This is a genomic window from Desulfovibrio sp. (genome assembly GCF_014803725.1).
In the GTDB taxonomy this organism is placed as follows: Bacteria; Desulfobacterota; Desulfovibrionia; order Desulfovibrionales; family Desulfovibrionaceae; genus Desulfovibrio.
This window is the reverse complement of the sequence record NZ_JAAVBE010000006.1, coordinates 63211-81349: the sequence shown is the minus strand read 5'-3', so window position 1 is coordinate 81349 and position 18139 is coordinate 63211. Positions and strand designations below refer to the sequence as shown.

Genomic DNA, 18139 nt, shown 5'->3' with positions numbered 1-18139 from the left:
TCAGCGCTCCGAAAGCCAGAGGATATAGTCGGCCCGCTTGCCTTCCTCGGGCCAGGCCGTGCCCGCGGGCGGGCTCTGGCGCACCACGCGGCTGCCCGTGCCCTTGAGCTCGGGCACCACGCCCGCACGGGCGAAAAGCTCCACGGCGTTGCGCACGGACTTGCCCATGACATCCGGCACATGGCTCGCGGCGCGGGCCCGGTGGCCGGGAAGGCGCATGCCGTCCTGCGGACGGCGCGGGGCCGGCGCTTCGGCCACGGCCGACGCCTCGGGGCTGCCAGCGACGGCAGCGGCCTTGGGCTCAAGATAGGGGGCATCCATGCCCACGAGCTTGAGGCCGCGGCGGCGCACCGTGTCCTTGCGGGCGGCCTCGGCCACCTGCACCTCGGTGAGCGCACCGGTATAGGTGAGCACACGGCTCGCGATCTCCTTGAAGGCCGGGGCCGCCACCACGCCGCCGTACTGGTTGCGCGTGGGCTCGTCCACGAAGACCACCACCAGATAGCGCGGGTCGCGCGCGGGCAAAAAGCCCACGAAGGAGGCCACGCGCTTGACGCCGTAGGTGCCCGCGCGTGCGTCGGCCTTCTGGGCCGTGCCCGTCTTGCCGGCCACCTCCACGCCGGGCACGCGCGCCCGCTTGCCGGTGCCGTCGTTCTCCTCCACCACGTCGCGCATCATGTCCATGACTTCGCGCACGGTCTTTTCGTTGAAGACGCGCTCGTGCGCCTCCTCCACGCCACCCTCCTCGCGCACGAGGCGCAGGGGCTTGTAGATGCCGTGGTTGAGCAGGGTGAGATAGGCCTGGGCCATCTGGAGCGCCGTGACCGACACGCTTTGCCCGAAGGCGGCCGACATGACATCGGCCTCGCCCCAGTCTCTCGGGCGGCGCAGGATGCCCCGGCTCTCGGCCACTGGCACGCTGGTGCGCTCGCCGAAGCCGAGCGCGTGCAGGTATTTCCAGGACTGCTGGGCGCCGAGCTGGAGGCCGATCTTGGCCATGCCGATATTGGAGGAGTAGCGGAGCACCTTGCTCGCCGGCAGGATGCCCTGGGTCGAGGTGTCGCGGATGGAGATGTTCTTGCGCTCCCACTTGCCGCCTTCGCAGTCGATGAGCGTGTTGGGCGTGACCTTGCGCTCCTGCAGGGCCGCGGCCATGACGAAGGGCTTGAAGGTGGAGCCCGGCTCCAGCGCGTCCGCTGCCAGGCGGTTGCGGTAGATTTGCGGGGAGGACTCGCGGTAGGTGTTGGGATTGAAGAAGGGATACTGCGCCCAGGCGAGGATGTCGCCGCTCTCCACATCCACCACGAGGGCGCCGGCCCAGCGGGCGTCGAACTCGCGCGCCGCGCGGGCCACGGCCTCCTCGGCGATGAACTGGATCTGCATGTCGAGGGTCAGGGTCACGTCCTGGCCGCGGGGCTCGCTCTGGCCCTCCTCGTTGAGGTAGAAGCGCCGGCCCATGGCGTCGCGCTGGACGATCTGGCGCACCGGGATGCAGCCGAGGCGTTCTTCCAGCGAGCGCTCGATGCCCTCGAGGCCCTTGTCGTCCAGGCCCACGAAGCCGAGCAACTGGCCGGCCATGTGCTTGAAGGGATAGATGCGGTCATATTCCTTGCTGAGGCCGATGCCCGCAAGGTCGGCCTGACGGATGGCCGCGGCCGTGGAATCGTCCACCTTGCGGCGGAGCCAGACGAAGCGGCGCCGCGTGCGCGAAAGGTCGTCGTGGAGCTTCTGGGCGTCCACGCCGAGCAGGGGCGCGAGCGTGGCCGCGGTGCGGGCGAAATCCTCGATCTCCTGCGGCTTGGCGTAGACCGAGCGCGCCTCCACGCTGCGCGCGAGCACCTGGCCGTTACGGTCATAGATGAGGCCGCGCTTGCCCGACACGAGTTCCGAGGCCATGTGCTGACGCCTCGCCTTGTCCGCGAGCTTGGGGCCCTCGATCATCTGGAGGTGCCAGGCGCGCCCCCAGAGCGCCACCCAGATAAGGCAGAACATGACCGCCACCGCATTGATGCGCCAGCGGCTCCAGTCCACGCTGGCGGCCCATTTGGCGAGGCGCGAGGCCGGGGCCTTGGCGGGCGCGGCCTTGGCCTCCTGCCATTTGGCGCCCTTGCGCGCATCCCGGCGCGGTGTGTAGGTGGCGCGATTGCGCTTGCGTGACGAAAATCCGAGCATGCCTTCCTCCGCCCCGCTTCCTTGCGAAGCGCGATGCCGTGGCTTGCCGTGACCTTTGTGCCCCCAAAAGGCCCCGGCGGCGCGATCCTTAAGACTTGTCCATGCGCCGCACCTGGCCCGGGCCCGGCTCGCGCATGTCGAATTCCTGCGCGCGGCGGCGCAGCTCATAGGGCGAGAGCAGGCGCTCCCGCTCCACTTCCAGCTTGGCGCGCAGGGCCTGGCGCTCCCGCACCTCGTTCTGCGCGATATTGATGAAATACGTCGTATCCGTGCGCTCGATGCCGCTCCAGACGAGCACGAGCCCCATCACGGGCAGCCCCAGCAGCTCCAGCGCCAGCACGGCGAGCCAGCCGCGCCCCCCCTGCGGCTTGGCCGCGCCCTTCTTGCGGCCGTTCACGCCCAACCCCGCTGGCCTTCGGGCGCCGGCGCCTCGGCGATCTTTTCCACCGCGCGCAGCTTGGCCGAGCTTGCGCGCGGGTTGGCCGTGACCTCATCCGGCGAGGCTGTGAGCGGCTTTTTGCTGAGCGGACGCACCTCGGGCACATGGCCGCAGCGGCACACCGGCACATGCCGGGGGCAACGGCAGCCTTCGGCCCAGTACCGCATGGCCTGCTTGACCATCCTGTCCTCCAGCGAGTGAAAGGTGATGATCACGAGGCGCCCGCCCACAGGCAGCCACTTGAGGATGTTGTCCAAAAAGCGGCGCAGTTCGCCGAGCTCGTCATTGACGGCCATGCGCAGGGCCTGGAAGGTGCGCGTGGCCGGGTGGCGCCGCGCCTTGGCCCGCCATGCCGCGGGATAGGCCTGCGCCACCAGGGCCGCAAGCTCGCCCGTAGTGTCGATGGGCGCCTTTTGCCGCGCGTCCACTATGGCGCGGGCGATGCGGCCGGCCTGCGGCTCCTCTCCGAGGGTGGCGATGCACTCCTTGAGGCGCGCAAAACTTTCGCGGTTGACCCAGTGCCAGGCCGAACGCTCCCCGGAGGCCGCGTCCATGCGCATGTCCAGCGGGCCGTCACCATGGAAGCTGAAGCCCCGCTCCGCCTCGTCCAGCTGGAGTGACGACACCCCGATGTCGAGCAGCGCCCCGTTGACGAAATCCCAGCCGAGCTCTTCGAGCGCGCCCGCAAATTCGCTGTAGCGGCGGTGAAAGAGGTGCGCGCGCTCCCCGAAAGGGGCCAGCCGCTCGCGCGCCAGCTCCAGCGCCTGGGTGTCGCGGTCGAGGCCGCAGAGCCTGCTTTTCTGCGCCGCCTCGAGGATGGCCGAAGCGTGCCCCCCCAGGCCCACCGTGCCGTCCAGATAGCGGCCGCCCGCCACCGGCGCCAGCGCCTCCAGCGTTTCCGCAAGGAGCACCGGCACATGCCGGGGCCGCAGCTCAGGCGCCATGGGGGCCGCTTCCCGCATCACAGGTCAAGAACCACATTGCGGGCCGCCAGTTCTTCGCTCACGTCCACGTCAGGAAGGTCGTCAAAGCGTTCCTGGGCCCAGACTTCAAACTTGTCGAGCATGCCCACGAGCACGGCGTCCCGCCCAAGGCCGGCGGCGCGCAGGAGCGGCTGCGGGATGCGCACCCTGCCCTGACCGTCCGGCACCATCTCGTGCGCGAGGCCGATGACCTTGGTCTTAAAATTGGCGAGCGCGGGCGGCGGCATGCGCAGGGCGCCCAGCTGCTCCACGATGGCGTCCCACTTGGCGGGCAGATAGGCGGTGAGATGGCCGTAATACGCGGTCAGCCAGAAAGTGCCGGCAGCCGGGTCAGCGGCGTCGCCCCCATGCCCGGCCGCGCCCAGCGCGTCGAGAAATTTCGGCGGGAGCACCAGGCGCCCCTTGGCGTCCATGCTGCGGTAATAGCTGCCAGTGAAAAGTGCCGCCATAATCTACCACTTTTTTAACCAGAATCACCACTTTTTTCCACTTATGCCCCACAGCGGGAGGCCTGTCAAGGCAGAGAGGCCGCCCGCTGCGAAACTCGCAGGCAGACGGCCTCAGAAGCTGTATGGTTTCAACGGATTATGAAAGGATTTTCTTGCCTCCGGGATGACGGGCAGGCAGGCCGGAAAAGCGTGAAGCCCTATGCGGAGAGGGCGCGGCCTTCGGCGCGGCGGGCGTCCGCCTCGCGGTCCAGCGCGCGCAGGGCCCGCGCAAGCAAAAGCCACGCTTCGGGCCGGTCATTAAGCCGCACGCTCCGGCGGGCGAGCATTTCGGCCATGGCCGGGTCTTCCCCGCCCTCCAGATAGAGCTCGGCGAGCTGGAGCAGGGCCTGGGCGTCGTCAGGATTGCGGAGCAGCGCGTCGTGGAGCAGTTCGCGGGCCTCGGCCCCGCGCCGCTGGCGCGCGGCAAGGCGGGCGAGCTGACGCCGGGCAGTGGCGGGCGTGCCCGGGCGCGCGTCCTCCAGCGCCGCCGCGCGCTCATAGCAGCGCTGCGCCTCGGCGCGCCGTCCGCGCTGCTCATGCAGGCGCCCGAGCCTCAGCCACACATAGCGGGATTCGGGCGCAAGCTCGGCACTGCGCCGGTAGTGCCGCGCCGCGGCCCGGAAGTCCCCAAGGTTCTGGCAGAGAGCCCCAAGATTGTAGGCGATCTTGGCGGCAAGCGCGGGGTCAGTCGCATGGCGGAGCGCCGCCTGGAACTGGCGCTGCGCTTCGGCGCCCCGGCCCACGGCCGCGAGGCAGACGCCGAGGGAATTGCGCGCCATGGCGTTGGCTCCGTCAGCGAGAAGCGCCAGCTTGTATTCTTCCATGGCGCCGAAGGCGTCGCCCAGGCTGTAGCGCCTGTCCGCGCTGATGTTGAGCGCCACGGAATCGCACAGGCCCACGCGGGGCCCGGTCTCCAGCAGCAGGGCGAACTCCAGCGCCTTGAGGGCGCAGGCTTCGCTTTCGTCCTTGCGGAATTCCAGAAAGGGATGCGCCGCGAGCCCGGCCGCAGCCTGAAGCCCGGCCTCGCCGGCGGCGTCGCAGATGGCCGCGTAGAGCGGCAGGCAGGCATCGCCCTTCGCGCCCGGGTGAAACACGATGAGACTATTGCTGCCGTAACGGCCCACGAGCGCCGGCGCCGGCGCGTTGAGGCGCTCCGCCGTTTCGGCAAGGAGCTGCGGCGCCGCGCAAAGCCACGCTTCCAGCGCGGGAAGCGCTGATGCGTCCGATTCCACACCTTCCCCGCCGCTGTTCTCCACTGTCGACGCAAGGCGCACGATGGCGAGGGTATATTTGCGCGAGGCCTCCCGCGCCATGGCGAAGCGGCGCAAAAATTCCCCATGACTCAAGGGGCCGTCTTCCGGCGCAGGGGCCGGGGCTTCCGCCGCTTGTTCGGAAGCCGGCGATTCCTCCCCGGGCGCCGGGGCCTCCGGCTCCGCCGCCAGCAGGAGGCGGTCGCCCGCTTCGGGCGGCGCCGCCGGGTCTTCAAGATGCACGATTTCGGCCAGGGCCTCCCCGCTCTCCACCCGCAGAAGCACGATGTCGCCCTTGAAGGCGCCGGCGCGGCCGTCCGCCGTGCGCGCCCGTACCTGGAAGCGCTGGCCCTCTGTGGCCTTGGCCTCCCTGCCGAGACTCACCCTGAGACGGTCGAGGGCGGGCCGTTCCAGCACCACGCCCCCTTCGCGCAGGATCTGGGCAAAGGGCATGACGGCATCACGCGAGTGCGCGCCACTCGCGCCAGCGCCGGCAAGCGCCCGTTCGGCAGCATCGGCGGCGAGCCGCGCCCTGTCCCGGAGCTTGCGGGCCTGGTCGAACATGGCGAGCGAAAGCTCGGGGCCGAGCATGTCCTGCGGGTACAGGGCGTGCCCGGCGCAAAGCCTGGGCCTGAGCGCAAGGCCCGTCACCGGGTCGGTGATGCGCACGGCGTCCATGCGCGCGAGCGCCTCCTGCGCGAGCCGGTGGCAGGCGCCGCGCCCGATGGCCGGAAAGAGCAGGCCGATCTCGCAGGGGCCGATGCGCCCGGCCCGGGCGTCCGAGGGCAGTTCCGCAAGACAGGCACGGGCCTGGGCGCGCATCATCTCCTCACAGAAGGCATAGCCGAAGCTGCGGGTCATGGCTTCACCGTCGCGCCAGCGCAGGACGGCCATGCCGAGGCAGAGCCGGTGCAGGGGCGCGGGGCCGCTCGTGGAGCGCGAAGGGTCGCGCATGGCGGCGCGCAGGAGCTCCACCTCGGCTTCCATGCGCGCCAGAAGGGCGGCCTCCGTGATGAGATCGGTTGCGGGGTCGCGCTCCATGGCACGGGCCCGGGCGAGATTTTCGAGGCACAGGGCAGCGATGGCCGGCAAGTGCGACAGGAGGCGCCGCGCCTCGCGGGCCCGAACGCCGTGCAGCATGAGCACCCCGAGGCTTTCGCCGCGCCACACGAGCGGCAGGAGCAGCCGGCGCTCGCGGCTCAAAAGTTCCGGCTCGCGCGGGCCGGCATGCGTGGGAAAATAGAGGGCGTGGCCCTCAAAAGAAAGAAAGGCGCCAAGGCCCGCACAGAGCAGGCTCTCCATTTCCATGAGGTCTGCGCGCGAAAGGATGAGCGAAGCCTGAGTCTCTTGCATCCGCAGAGTCTAGACGGGGGACGCCCGCTTGTCTAGAAAATATCTTGAAAAAGTCCCAAGCCCGGGGCGTCCCGTCTCTCGCGCAACAGTCCTCAACATTGACAAGGCGCGGCGGGCATGTTTTTCTCAAGGCCGGCCAAAAGGCCCGGAAATTCACGGCCGGCCCCTGCTGTGGGGCGCCCTTGGCATCCATTTTTGAAGGAGCGGACATGCCCATCCAGAACGGCGACACCATTCGCGTCCACTATACAGGCACCCTTTCCGACGGCACGGTCTTCGACTCCTCCAAGGAGCGGGAACCGCTGGAATTCACCCTCGGCGCAGGCTCGCTCATCCCCGGCTTCGAGGCGGCTGTTGCCGGCCACGAGCCCGGCGAGACCGTCACCGTGACCATCCCGCCGGCCGAGGCCTATGGCGAGGCCGACCCGGAGCTCGTCTTCACCGTGGCCCGCGCACAGGTGCCCCCGCACATCCCGCTGGAGGTGGGCACCCCGCTCCAGCTCTCCAACGAGCAGGGCCAGATGGACGTGACGATCACCGAGGTGGGCCCGGACGAAATCACCCTTGACGCCAATCACCCGCTGGCCGGCAAGGAGCTCACCTTCGAGATCGAGATCCTCGACAAGAAATAGCGCAAAGACGGAAAGCCCATGAGCAGCAATACCGGGCGCCACAGCGCCATCCAGGCCATCACCACCTACAAGCCGGACGTGGCGCCCCTGAACTTCGCGGACACGCGGCCCACGGACATCTTCGGCTGCAACGTGTTCAACGACCGCGTCATGCGCGAGCGCCTGCCCAAGGAGGTCTACCGCTCGCTGCACAAGACCATCGCCTTCGGCGAGCGCATGGACCCCTCCATCGCGGACACCGTGGCCGCGGTCATGAAGGACTGGGCCATCGAGAAAGGCGCCACCCACTTCACGCACATCTTCTACCCGCTCACCGGGCAGACGGCCGAAAAGCACGACAGCTTCCTCATGCCGGACGGCACGGGCGGCGTCATCGCCGAGTTTTCCGGTTCCATGCTCATCCGTGGCGAGCCGGACGCCTCCTCCTTCCCGTCCGGTGGCCTGCGCTCCACCTTCGAGGCGCGCGGCTACACGGCCTGGGACGTGACGAGCCCGGCCTATATCATGGAAAACCCCAACGGCACCTTTTTGTGCATCCCCACCATGTTCCTCTCCTGGACGGGCGTGGCGCTGGACAAAAAGACGCCGCTCTTGCGCTCCAACCAGGCGGTCAACCGCGAGGCCCAGCGCCTGCTCGCGCTGTTCGGCATCGAGGCGGATCTGCCCATCCTCTCCTATGCCGGGCTTGAGCAGGAATATTTTTTCATCGACCACAATTTCAACTTCGCCCGGCCGGACATCCAGATCGCCGGGCGCTCGCTCTTCGGCGCAAGGCCCGCCAAGGGGCAGGAATTCAGCGACCAGTACTTCGGGGTCATCCCGCAGCGCGTGCTCTCCTGCATGATGGAGGTGGAACGCGAGCTCTACAAGCTCGGCGTGCCCGTGCGCACCCGCCACAACGAGGCCGCGCCCAGCCAGTACGAGATCGCGCCGCTCTATGAGCCGAGCAATCTCGCGGTGGACCACAACCACATCATCATGTCCACCCTGCGCAATGTGGCCAAGCGCTACGGCCTCAAGTGCCTGCTCCACGAAAAGCCCTTCAGCGGGGTCAACGGCTCGGGCAAGCATGTCAATTATTCGCTCGGCAACAGCGAGCTCGGCAGCCTCTTCGACCCCGGCGAAACGCCGCACGCCAATGCCAAGTTCCTCGTGTTCTGCGCGGCCATGATCCGCGCGGTGCACAAGTTCGGGGGCCTGTTGCGGGCCACGGTGGCGAGCGCCAGCAATGACCACCGCCTGGGCGCGCACGAGGCGCCGCCGGCCATCATGTCCATCTTCCTCGGCGACCAGCTCACCGAGGTCTTCGAGGCCTTCCGCGCCGGGCGCGCCGAGGATGCGGCCAACGGCCGGCAGCGGCGCATCATGAACGTGGGCGTGGACACGCTGCCGCCGCTCCCCACCGACCCGGGCGACCGCAACCGCACGAGCCCGGTGGCCTTCACCGGCAACCGCTTCGAGTTCCGCGCGGTGGGCTCGGGCCAGTCCGCGGCCGGCTCCATCACGGCGCTCAACGTGATGATGGCCGATTCCCTCGGTTTCGCGGCCGACTGGCTGGAGCGCGAGACCGCCGCCGGCGCGGACTTCAACGCCGCCGTGGAATCCTTCATCACCCATGTGATGGAGGAGCACAGCGCCGTCATCTTCAACGGCGACGGCTATTCCGATGTCTGGCACCAGGAGGCGCGCCGCCGGGGCCTGCCCGATCTGCGCACCACGCCCGAGGCCCTGCCGGAGCTGACGAGCCCGGAGGTGGTCAGGATCTATGAAAAGGCGGCGGTGCTTCGGCGCGACGAATTGCGCGCCCGGCAGGAGATCTATCTCGAGCAGTACTGCAAGACCGTGCGCACGGAGGCCAACCTCGTCATCCGCATGGCGAGGACCATCATCTTCCCTGCGGCCATGCGCTACCAGGGCGAGCTCGCGGCCACGGCCGGGCGCCTGCGCGACCTCGGCATGGAGTGCCGCACCACGACCCTTGAGCACGTGACCGCGAGCCTGCGCCAGCTTGAGGACGCCACGGCCAAGCTCGAGACCGCGCTTGCCGCCTGCGGCGAACGGGGCGAGGGCCTTGACGCGGCGGAGCACTACTGCAACGATGTGCTCCCGCTCATGCTGGAAGTGCGCGAACACGCGGACACGCTGGAGACCATGGTGGCCGACGACCTTTGGGCGCTCCCCAATTACCAGGAAATCTTGTTCGGCAAATAGGGCGTCAGCGCATCCCGGTCCTTCCGGCCCCGTTGTCCGCATCGTGCGCGGGCGGCGGGGCCTTTTCAACGCTGCACTCACCCTGCGGCGCCGGCGCCGGCCCCCTGAGCAGGATGCGCCCGCGCGAGCGGACAAGGCCCGCCAGCGTGAGGCACCAGGCCCCGAGCGCAAGAAAAATGAAGCCCCTGGGTACGGCCATGAGCGCCGGCACGCCATAGGCGTCAGAAACCGCCGCGGTGCACACCGTATACATGCCGAGCGGGAAGACCATGCTCCAGTAGGTGGGGGTGTACGTGTAGGGATAGCGCCTGACACAATGCCGCCAGAAACCCAGGAGCGCGAGCATGGGCACCCACCACGAGGCCGTGGCCCAGGCGAGGAGCGTGATGCCCGAGATATACGGCTGGAACAGCCCCAGCAGCGGGGCGGCCGCGGCGCGCCCCATGAGCGCCGTGCCGGCGAGGGCCGTGGAGGCAGCGGCGCTGGCGTTGATCCAATAGGTGGGCTCGGAATCGCCGGCGGTCATGTCCGTGAAGCAGAAGCGGAGAAAAATGCCCACGATGACGAAGATATAGAGCATGACGCCGACGAGGAACAGCGCGCAGAGGCCGAAATACACGCTATCCGCGTCCCAGCCTTGCGGCGTGCCAAGGGCCGCGCCGAGAATGACGAGGGATTCGGTGCTCACCGTGGCCAGAAGCCATGTGCCGTTGACGCCGCAGGCGAGCGGGGGCTTGGCCGCGCGCGTGAAAATGGCGAAAAATACGCCCCAGAGGATGATGACCCAGCACAGAGACGCGAGGCAGAAGAGCCACGCGCCGGCCGTGGGGTCGCGCGCGAGCACCACGGATTGCGTTCCGAAAATGGCCGTCGCGGCCACGATGGTGAGAAAGCCCGGACCCCGGAGGTGGCTCGTGAAGTCCGCGGCAACGGCGCCCGGAGAGCGGAGAAGCCGGAGGAGGAGCAGGCCCCACAGGGCCGCGTACAGGCACGCGTTGACGCCGTGCAGGAGGCGCGCGCCCCAGGGGCAGCCCAGCCGCATGAGCGCCAGGGACAGGATGCCGGTGGACATGACCATGGCGAAGTTGGCGGGCGCCATGGCTTTCACCAGCGCGAAGAACCGGCTGCCGACGCTGCTCATGCCGCCTCCGAAAAACTGCGGGGCTGCCGGGGCACACTTTGTCCCGGTCTGCGGGAAGCCTCCGGCAATGGTACAAATCCCGGGGCGCACGGTCAATTTCGGGCAGGGCGTCTTTTGCGGGCTTGTATGTTTTGCCAGACGCGGCTAGACTCGCCCGAACCGCGGGCACGCCGGCCGCATGGCCGGCCCCGCACTTTCCGTGAGGTATGTCATGCCCGAGCCCGACGCCGATTCCCTCTTCCATTGCCGCCAGTGCGGCCACTGCTGCGAGGGGCGCGGCGGCATCGTCGTGAGCCCGGCTGACCTTGCGCGGCTCGCGGCCTTTCTCGGGCTCGCCGCCGAAGTGGTGGCAGAGCGCTACGGCGAGATGTCTGGCGGCAAGCTCAAGATCCGCAACGGCGAAGACGGCCGCTGCATCTTCTTCCTTGAGGGCAAAGGCTGCGCCGTGCATGAGGGCAAGCCCTCCATCTGTCGCGCGTGGCCCTTTTTCCGCGGCAATATCGAAGACCCGGCGAGCCTCGCCATGGCCAAGGAATTTTGCCCCGGCATCGACCCGGAAGCGGTCCATGCCGACTTCGCCCGCGCCGGCCGGGCCTATCTGAAGGAGCAGGGCCTCCTCGCCAGCGACCCGGCCCGCGAGGCCAATGCCCTTGTCCTTCCCTGACCTTTTCCGGCACAAGCCAAAACCCTGAACGCCATGCGCCGACCGTCCCGCCAGCTCTCACTCAAGGAATGCTACGAGGTCCTGCGCCTCGAAAAAGGCGCGGACCTTCAGGCGGTCAAGCGCGCCTACAGGCGCCGCGCCTTTGAGCTGCACCCGGACCTCAACCCGGGCAATCCCGAAGCCGGACGGCAGTTCCAGCTGCTCAACGAGGCCTATGTGGCGCTTACGGCCCTGCTCAAGCCCGAGGAGGACGCGCGGCGCGCCGCGGAAGCGCAGAAGAAGGCGACAGGCGCCACCGAAGGGGATGCCGCCCGGAGCGCGCGCCAGGGCGGGGCGGAGGCCGGCGCGGAAGAGCCGCAGAGCGGGGCCGAACAGACAGCCCACAACCGCGAGGGCGAGCGGGCGCAAAAGGCCTATGCCGAGCAGGACGTGCTCCGCGACCTGCTCAATGACCCCTTTGCGCGCCGGGTGTTTGAAGACATTTACAGCGAGCTCAACCGCCAGCAGACCGGCCCAAGACCCTCGCAGGACGAGGGGCCGCGGCAGGCCCAGCCGCGGCAGGCCCAGGCCCGGCAGCCCCGGCGCGAGCCGCCGCCGCGCAAGGAAGCGCCGCCCAGGCAGAACACCAGGCTGCATCAGGGCAATATCGCCTGGGGCACGCCCAACTGGAACCGCGACCTCAACAAGGGCGTCACCGGCGTTGTCAAGGACTGGCTCCGGCGCCAGATCGACGAGGAGCAAAGCCTGCGCCTGCCGGCCGCGCATCTCGCCCCGGGGCGGCGCATCCGCCTCCAGATACGGCGCGGCCTTTCCGACGAGCTGCACACCGTGGAAGTGACCCTGCCGCAGGATTTCACGCCCGGCAAGCCCGTGCGCCTCAAGGGCCTCGGCAAGCGCGTGGGCCCGTGGCAGGGCGATCTCTACCTCACCATCTACAGCGAATAGCGGCGCAAGCCGCACCACCTGCCACGAAAGAGACCGGGCGCGGCACGCGTGCCCGCGCCCTCCACGCATCCGCCGTGCGCAAGGCGCCTCACGCCCCGGCGGCAAAGCCGACGGACAAAAACTGGAGGATGGGCGCAAGCCCCGTGACCCAGTAATACCAGTTGTGGGTGCCGCTGCGCATCCTGTAGGCCAGCGGGATGCCCTTGGCCTTCATGGCGAGGAAGAACTCCGCATTGCCTTCATAAAAGTAGTCGCAGTCGCCGCAGTCCGCGTACCAACGGACGGTTTTCAATCTTTCCACGGCATCGGGGCCTGCGCTTTTCACAAAGGCCAGGGGATCGTTGGCCAGCAGCGAGGCCGCATAGTCCTTGTCGGTGTGCGCCATGCGGCTCTGCTCCGGGTGGCCCACAAGGCCGCTCAGCGCGCAGGCCGCGCCAAAGAGACCCGGGTTTTTTTGCGCGTAGGCGATGGCGGCCTCGCCGCCCATGGAGGCGCCCGTGATGGCACGGGCTCTTCTGTCCGCCCGGGTTCGGTAGGCCGCGTCGATGAGCGCGAGCAGTTCCTGGCGGAAAAAGGCTTCATAGTCCCAGCCCGGCACGGAGAAAAAGCCCAGGCGCCTGCCAAGACGGGACTCCTCAACGCCGCTGCCGTCCGGCAGCACGATGATCATGGGCAAAGCCATGCCGGAGCGGATGGCGTCGTCGGCCACCTGCGGCAACTGGCCCTGCTTTATCCACGTCTCATGCGTGCCCCCGGCCGGATGCAGCAGGTAGAGCACGGGATATTGCCCCGCGCTCTCCTCGTATCCTGAAGGCAGGTAGACCGAAAACTCCTTGTTTTCTCCCAGTATGTCGCTGCTCATGGTGCAATGCTCGATGGAGCCGCTCCCCGGCAGCTTCTCAAAATGGCTCACGGCCTTGCGGCGCTCAAGAAGTTTTCCCACTGTTCCCTTCCTCCGCTGCTGACTGCATTCCCGCTGTATATCCCATGCCGCGCCGCAACACAAAAGACCCCCCGGCAGTGCCGGAGGGCCTTTTGTGTTCAGCTTTCACACCCCTTGGGGCGCGGGCATTCGGTCTAGTACATGCCGTCCATGCCGCCCATACCACCCATGCCGCCGGGCATGCCGGGCATGTCCTTCTTGGGCTCGGGCTTCTCGACGATGGCGCACTCCGTGGTGAGGAGCAGCGACGCCACGGAAGCGGCATTCTGCAGGGCCGTACGCGTCACCTTTTTCGGGTCGATGACGCCGGCCTTGATGAGGTCTTCATATTCGCCGGTGGCGGCGTTGAAGCCGAAGCCGTCCTTGCCGGCGCGCACCTTCTCGACCACGATGGAGCCTTCAAAGCCGGCATTATGGGCGATCTGGCGCAGGGGCTCCTCGATGGCGCGGCGCACGATGCTCACGCCGGCGAGCTCGTCGTCATCGGCGGGCTTGATGTCGTTGAGTACCTTGGAAACGCGGATCAGGGCCGTGCCGCCGCCAGGAACGATGCCTTCCTCGACGGCCGCGCGGGTGGCGTTGAGGGCGTCCTCCACGCGATCCTTCTTTTCCTTCATTTCCACTTCGGTGGCCGCGCCCACATGGACAACGGCGACGCCGCCCACGAGCTTGGCCAGGCGCTCCTGAAGCTTCTCGCGGTCATAGTCGGAAGTGGTCTCTTCGATCTGCGCGCGGATCTGCTTCACGCGGGCCTTGATGGCATCGGGCTTGCCGGCGCCGTCGACGATGGTGGTGTTGTCCTTGTCGACCACGATGCGCTTGGCGGTGCCGAGCTCGTTCAGGGTCATGCTCTCGAGCTTGGTGCCCGTGTCGTCCGAGGCAACGGTGCCGCCGGTGAGCACGGCGATGTCCTGGAGCATGGCCTTGCGGCGGTCGCCGAAGCCGGGGGCCTTGACGGCCACCACCTGCAGGGCGCCGCGCAGCTTGTTGACCACGAGGGTGGCGAGGGCTTCGCCTTCCACATCCTCGGCGATGATGAGCAGCGGGCGGTTCACCTTGGCGACCTGCTCAAGCACGGGGAGCATGTCCTTCATGCTGGAGATCTTCTTCTCGGTGAGCAGGATGTAGGGGTTATCCATCTCGCAGATCATCTTTTCCGCGTTGGTCACGAAATAAGGCGAGAGGTAGCCGCGGTCGAAACGCATGCCTTCCACCACATCCATGGTAGTCTCGAGGCCCTTGGCTTCTTCCACGGTGATGACGCCTTCCTTGCCCACCTTGGACATGGCCTCGGCGATGATGTTGCCGATGGTGGCGTCGGAATTGGCGGAGATGGTGCCGATCTGGGCGATTTCCTTCTGGTCGCGGGTGGGCTTGGCCAGGTTGGCGAGCTCGGCGATGAGGGCGTCCACGCCCTTGTCGATGCCGCGTTTCACGGCCATGGGATTGCGGCCGGCGGCCACAAGCTTGATGCCCTCATGGTAGATGGCCTGGGCCAGAATGGTGGCGGTGGTGGTGCCGTCGCCGGCGGCGTCGGAGGTCTTGGAGGCCACTTCCTTCACGAGCTGGGCGCCCATGTTCTCGAACTTGTCGTCAAGCTCGATCTCCTTGGCGACCGTCACGCCGTCCTTGGTGATGACCGGCGCGCCAAAGGACTTCTCCAGCACGACGTTGCGGCCCTTGGGGCCCAGGGTCACTTTCACGGCGTTGGCGAGCTTGTCCACGCCGCGGGCGAGTTTTTCACGGGCTTTGACATCAAAAAGGATTTCCTTGGCAGACATAGATGCTCCTCCTGATTATATGCGAACTGGGGGGATAAACAGACTATATCCGGCGCCCATGGCGGGCGGCCGGCCGCTTAGTCGATGATGGCGAGGATATCTTCCTCGCGCATGACGAGATGATCCACGTTGTCCAGCTTGACTTCGGTGCCCGCATACTTGTTGAAGAGCACTTCGTCGCCCGGCTTGACGGCCATGGGGATGCGCTTGCCGTTCTCATCCATCTTGCCGGGGCCCACGGCCACGACCTGCCCCTTGGAGGGCTTTTCCTTGGCGGTATCGGGAATGTACAGACCGCCGGCGGTCTTTTCCTCGGATTCAAGACGCTTGACCAGAACACGGTCATTGAGGGGTTTGAGCTTCATTGCATATCCTCCAGGAAAGGGTGTTATGGCCCATGGGGGGCGAAACGGCGGCCGTTGCCACGGACGCGCCGCTGATTGCGCGTTGCGGGCCGCTACGGAGCCGCGAGTGAGCTCCGCACGGGCAAGAGATAAGTCATGCTTCGCGCTTGAAAAGGGGTGCGCGCAAAAAATTTTTCATTTTTCTTCTTCCCAGGCCGCCCTTTGGCGCCGTTCCCGGCGGCTGTCCGAAAGATTTGCAGGGACGCCCCCGCGCTTGCCGTTTGCCGCCCTTGGGGCTATGGATGCGGCGATGAAACAGCAAAGGAGGCCCCATGGCTAAGCCCGCCGCCCTCATCCTCGCCGCCGGCAAAGGCACCCGCATGCGCTCGCCGCGCCCCAAGGTGCTCCAGGAGCTTCTGGCCGAGCCCATGCTCGCCTATGTGCTCGCCGCCCTGCGCCCGCTCTTTTCGGAGGCGGACGACGCGGGGGGCATTTGGGCGGTTGTGGGCCACGGCGCGGCCGAGGTGGAAAGCGCCTTTCCCGACCTGGCGACGATCACGCAGGCGCAGCAGCTCGGCACGGGCCACGCGCTTGCCACGGCCCTCCCCACCCTTCAGGAGCACGGCGCGACGCATGTGCTCGTGGTGAACGGGGATGTGCCGCTGCTCACCGCTGACATCGTGGCCCGCTTCCTCGCCGCGGCCGGGGGCGCGCCCATCGCCTTCGCCTCGCTCTCGCTGGACGACGCCGGGGCTTACGGCCGCGTGGTGCGCCGGGGCGGTAATGTGGCCGCCATCGTGGAAGCCAGGGATTTCGACCCGGCCCTCCACGGCGAGGACACGGGCGAGGTCAACGCCGGCCTGTATTTTCTGGATGTGGAGGCGGTGGCGCGGCTGCTGCCGCGCATCAACAACGACAACAAGAGCGGCGAATACTATATCACCGACCTCGTGGCCCTGGGCATCGAGGAAGGCCTCACCGTGCGCGGTGTCAACTGCGGCGCGGACGAAAGCCTGTTGGGCGTCAATTCCCCGGCCGAGCTCGCCCGCATGGAAGAACTGTTGCGCGCCCGCATCGTCGCGCGGCTGCTTGAAGGCGGCGTCACCCTGCACGCGCCCGGGCTCGTGCGCGTGGGGCCTTTCGCCGAGGTCGCGCCCGGCGCCGAGCTCACCGGCCCCTGCGAGATTTACGGCCGTTCGCGCGTGGAGGCAGGGGCGCGCATCGAGTCCCACTGCGTGGTCAGGGGCAGCACGGTGAAAAGCGGCGCGCAGATCCGCTCTTTCTCGCATCTTGAGCATGCTGAGGCCGGCGAGGGCAGCATCGTGGGGCCATTCGCGCGCCTCCGGCCCGGTGCGCTGCTCGAGCCCGACTCCCATGTGGGCAATTTTGTGGAGCTCAAAAACGCCCGCCTCGGCCGCGGCGCCAAGGCCAACCACCTGAGCTACCTCGGGGACGCCGAGATAGGCGCGGCCGCCAATATCGGCGCGGGTACCATCACCTGCAATTATGACGGCGTGCACAAGCACCGCACGGTCATCGGCGCGCATGCCTTCATCGGCAGCAATACGGCGCTCGTGGCGCCCGTGGAGGTGGGCGCGGGCGCGCTCGTGGGCGCGGGCTCGGTCATCACCAGGGATGTGCCCGCCGGGGAGATGGGTATCGCGCGCGGCCGGCAGAAAAATCTGCCGCGCCGGAGCTGAGCGGCCGGGACAGAGGCCCGGGAGGGCCCCGGAGGGCACGGGCGGGGGGCTGGTCGCCTGTATCTTGCCTTTTTCTCCAAAATCCCTATAAATACCTGAAGTGACGCAGAACAGCCCCGCGCCGGGGTTCAGCCGCAACCGGAGTTGCCATGAAGATCAGCGCCCTTTTCGCAGCCCTTGTCATCCTCCTTGCCGCTTTCGCGCTCGCCCTGCCCGATTCTGCCGAGGCCGCCCGCATGGGCGGCGGCCGCTCGTTCGGCAGCCGGCCCTACATGAGCACGCCCGCGCAGCGGCCGGCCATGCGCCAGCAGGCGCCCGCGGCCAACGCCCGCAACGCCCAGGCGACAGCGCAGCGCCCCGGCATGTTCGGCGGCATGGGGGGCCTCTTCGGGGGCCTTCTGGCCGGTACCCTGCTCGGCTCCCTGCTCTCGGGCAACGGCCTCGGCGGCGGTGGCGGCATCCTGGATATCCTCCTCATCGGCCTGCTCATCTATGTGGGCCTCAAGCTCTTTGCGCGCTTCCGGCAACGCCAGTCGCAGGAGCCGGCCCCGGCGGGCGGCCTTTTCGGCGCCGGCCGTCAGGACCTGACCAACGACAGCCCCAACCAGCCCTTCGCGCGCAGCAACACCCAGGCTTCCGGGTGGGACGCCCTCCGCAACCTCACCGGCCAGGGCAGCCAGCCCCCGGCGGCGGAACCGGCCGTGGATGTGCCCGCGGGCTTTGATGCCGAGGAATTCCTGCGCGGCGCCAAGATGGCATATACGCGCATGCAGCAGGCCTGGGACCGCCGCGACCTCGACGACATCGCCCAGTTCGCCACGCCGGCGGTCATGGAGGCCCTGCGGGAACAGATGGCAAGCGACCCGAACCCGGGCAAGACCGAGATCATGCTCGTCAACGCCCAGTTGCTCGGCGCCGAAAACGAGGGCGACGACCAGCGCGCCCAGGTGTTCTTCGACGTGCTCCTGCGCGAGCGCCCCGACCAGGACGCCCCCTCCTCCGCGCGCGAGGTCTGGCACTTCCTGCGCGAGGGCGCCAACGGTACGTGGAAGCTCGACGGCATCCAGCAGGTGGAGTGATCCCGCCGCGATTT

At 68.0% G+C, this 18139-nt stretch carries 15 protein-coding genes; 6 read left to right on the top strand and 9 right to left on the bottom strand.

What is annotated here, in order from left to right; all coding sequences use genetic code 11:
- The 5 genes from HDR50_RS02615 to HDR50_RS02595 all read right to left on the bottom strand — a co-directional run bounded on the left by HDR50_RS02615 (position 1) and on the right by HDR50_RS02595 (position 6685).
- Positions 1-2172 (bottom strand): penicillin-binding protein, encoded by a 2172-nt coding sequence (locus HDR50_RS02615; protein ID WP_291355660.1) that lies wholly within the window; start codon positions 2170-2172, stop codon positions 1-3.
- An 88-nt stretch (positions 2173-2260) separates the two neighbouring features.
- Positions 2261-2569 carry a hypothetical protein gene (locus tag HDR50_RS02610; protein WP_291355658.1) on the bottom strand — a complete coding sequence of 103 codons (309 nt, stop codon included), beginning with the start codon at positions 2567-2569 and terminating at the stop codon, positions 2261-2263.
- A complete protein-coding gene (gene rsmH / locus HDR50_RS02605) occupies positions 2566-3555 on the bottom strand; it encodes a 16S rRNA (cytosine(1402)-N(4))-methyltransferase RsmH (protein ID WP_291355656.1) in 990 nt (329 codons plus the stop codon). Before rsmH ends, HDR50_RS02610 begins: the two co-directional genes overlap by 4 nt.
- Positions 3556-3572: 17 nt before the next feature.
- Positions 3573-4043, bottom strand: a complete 471-nt coding sequence (locus tag HDR50_RS02600) for a division/cell wall cluster transcriptional repressor MraZ (RefSeq protein WP_291355654.1) — start codon at positions 4041-4043, stop codon at positions 3573-3575.
- A 197-nt stretch (positions 4044-4240) separates the two neighbouring features.
- The gene (locus tag HDR50_RS02595) at positions 4241-6685 is read right to left on the bottom strand and encodes a tetratricopeptide repeat protein (RefSeq protein WP_291355652.1); all 2445 of its coding nucleotides are present in this window, start codon (positions 6683-6685) and stop codon (positions 4241-4243) included.
- 209 nt (positions 6686-6894) lie between these two features.
- Here HDR50_RS02595 and HDR50_RS02590 point away from each other — a divergent pair, with 209 nt between their 5' ends.
- Entirely contained in the window at positions 6895-7317 is a 423-nt protein-coding gene (locus HDR50_RS02590) for a peptidylprolyl isomerase (RefSeq protein WP_165078926.1), read from the top strand.
- 18 nt (positions 7318-7335) lie between these two features.
- On the top strand, positions 7336-9528 hold the full coding sequence (locus HDR50_RS02585; RefSeq protein WP_291355649.1) for a glutamine synthetase III: 2193 nt from the start codon (positions 7336-7338) through the stop codon (positions 9526-9528).
- Between the two features lie 4 nt (positions 9529-9532).
- Here the strand turns inward: HDR50_RS02585 and HDR50_RS02580 are convergent, their stop codons facing one another.
- Positions 9533-10669, bottom strand: coding sequence for a tellurite resistance/C4-dicarboxylate transporter family protein (locus HDR50_RS02580; protein ID WP_291355647.1), 1137 nt, complete (start codon positions 10667-10669; stop codon positions 9533-9535).
- Positions 10670-10880: 211 nt separating this feature from the next.
- On the opposite strand from HDR50_RS02580, the gene HDR50_RS02575 reads away from it, so the two are divergent.
- Both HDR50_RS02575 and HDR50_RS02570 read left to right on the top strand, forming a co-directional pair.
- Complete coding sequence (locus tag HDR50_RS02575; RefSeq protein WP_291355646.1) at positions 10881-11333, top strand: YkgJ family cysteine cluster protein; 453 nt, start codon at positions 10881-10883, stop codon at positions 11331-11333.
- Between the two features lie 33 nt (positions 11334-11366).
- A complete protein-coding gene (locus tag HDR50_RS02570) occupies positions 11367-12278 on the top strand; it encodes a DnaJ domain-containing protein (protein WP_291355644.1) in 912 nt (303 codons plus the stop codon).
- 88 nt (positions 12279-12366) lie between these two features.
- Here the strand turns inward: HDR50_RS02570 and HDR50_RS02565 are convergent, their stop codons facing one another.
- From HDR50_RS02565 to groES, 3 genes are all read right to left on the bottom strand, one after another.
- Positions 12367-13221, bottom strand: coding sequence for an alpha/beta hydrolase-fold protein (locus tag HDR50_RS02565; RefSeq protein ID WP_291355641.1), 855 nt, complete (start codon positions 13219-13221; stop codon positions 12367-12369).
- 134 nt (positions 13222-13355) lie between these two features.
- Positions 13356-15002, bottom strand: coding sequence for a chaperonin GroEL (groL, locus tag HDR50_RS02560; RefSeq protein WP_165078932.1), 1647 nt, complete (start codon positions 15000-15002; stop codon positions 13356-13358).
- 77 nt (positions 15003-15079) lie between these two features.
- The gene (gene groES, locus HDR50_RS02555) at positions 15080-15367 is read right to left on the bottom strand and encodes a co-chaperone GroES (protein ID WP_165078933.1); all 288 of its coding nucleotides are present in this window, start codon (positions 15365-15367) and stop codon (positions 15080-15082) included.
- Between the two features lie 311 nt (positions 15368-15678).
- Here groES and glmU point away from each other — a divergent pair, with 311 nt between their 5' ends.
- Both glmU and HDR50_RS02545 read left to right on the top strand, forming a co-directional pair.
- Complete coding sequence (gene glmU, locus HDR50_RS02550; RefSeq protein ID WP_291355637.1) at positions 15679-17046, top strand: bifunctional UDP-N-acetylglucosamine diphosphorylase/glucosamine-1-phosphate N-acetyltransferase GlmU; 1368 nt, start codon at positions 15679-15681, stop codon at positions 17044-17046.
- 149 nt (positions 17047-17195) lie between these two features.
- A complete protein-coding gene (locus HDR50_RS02545) occupies positions 17196-18125 on the top strand; it encodes a Tim44-like domain-containing protein (protein WP_291355635.1) in 930 nt (309 codons plus the stop codon).
- Positions 18126-18139 lie beyond the last annotated feature (14 nt).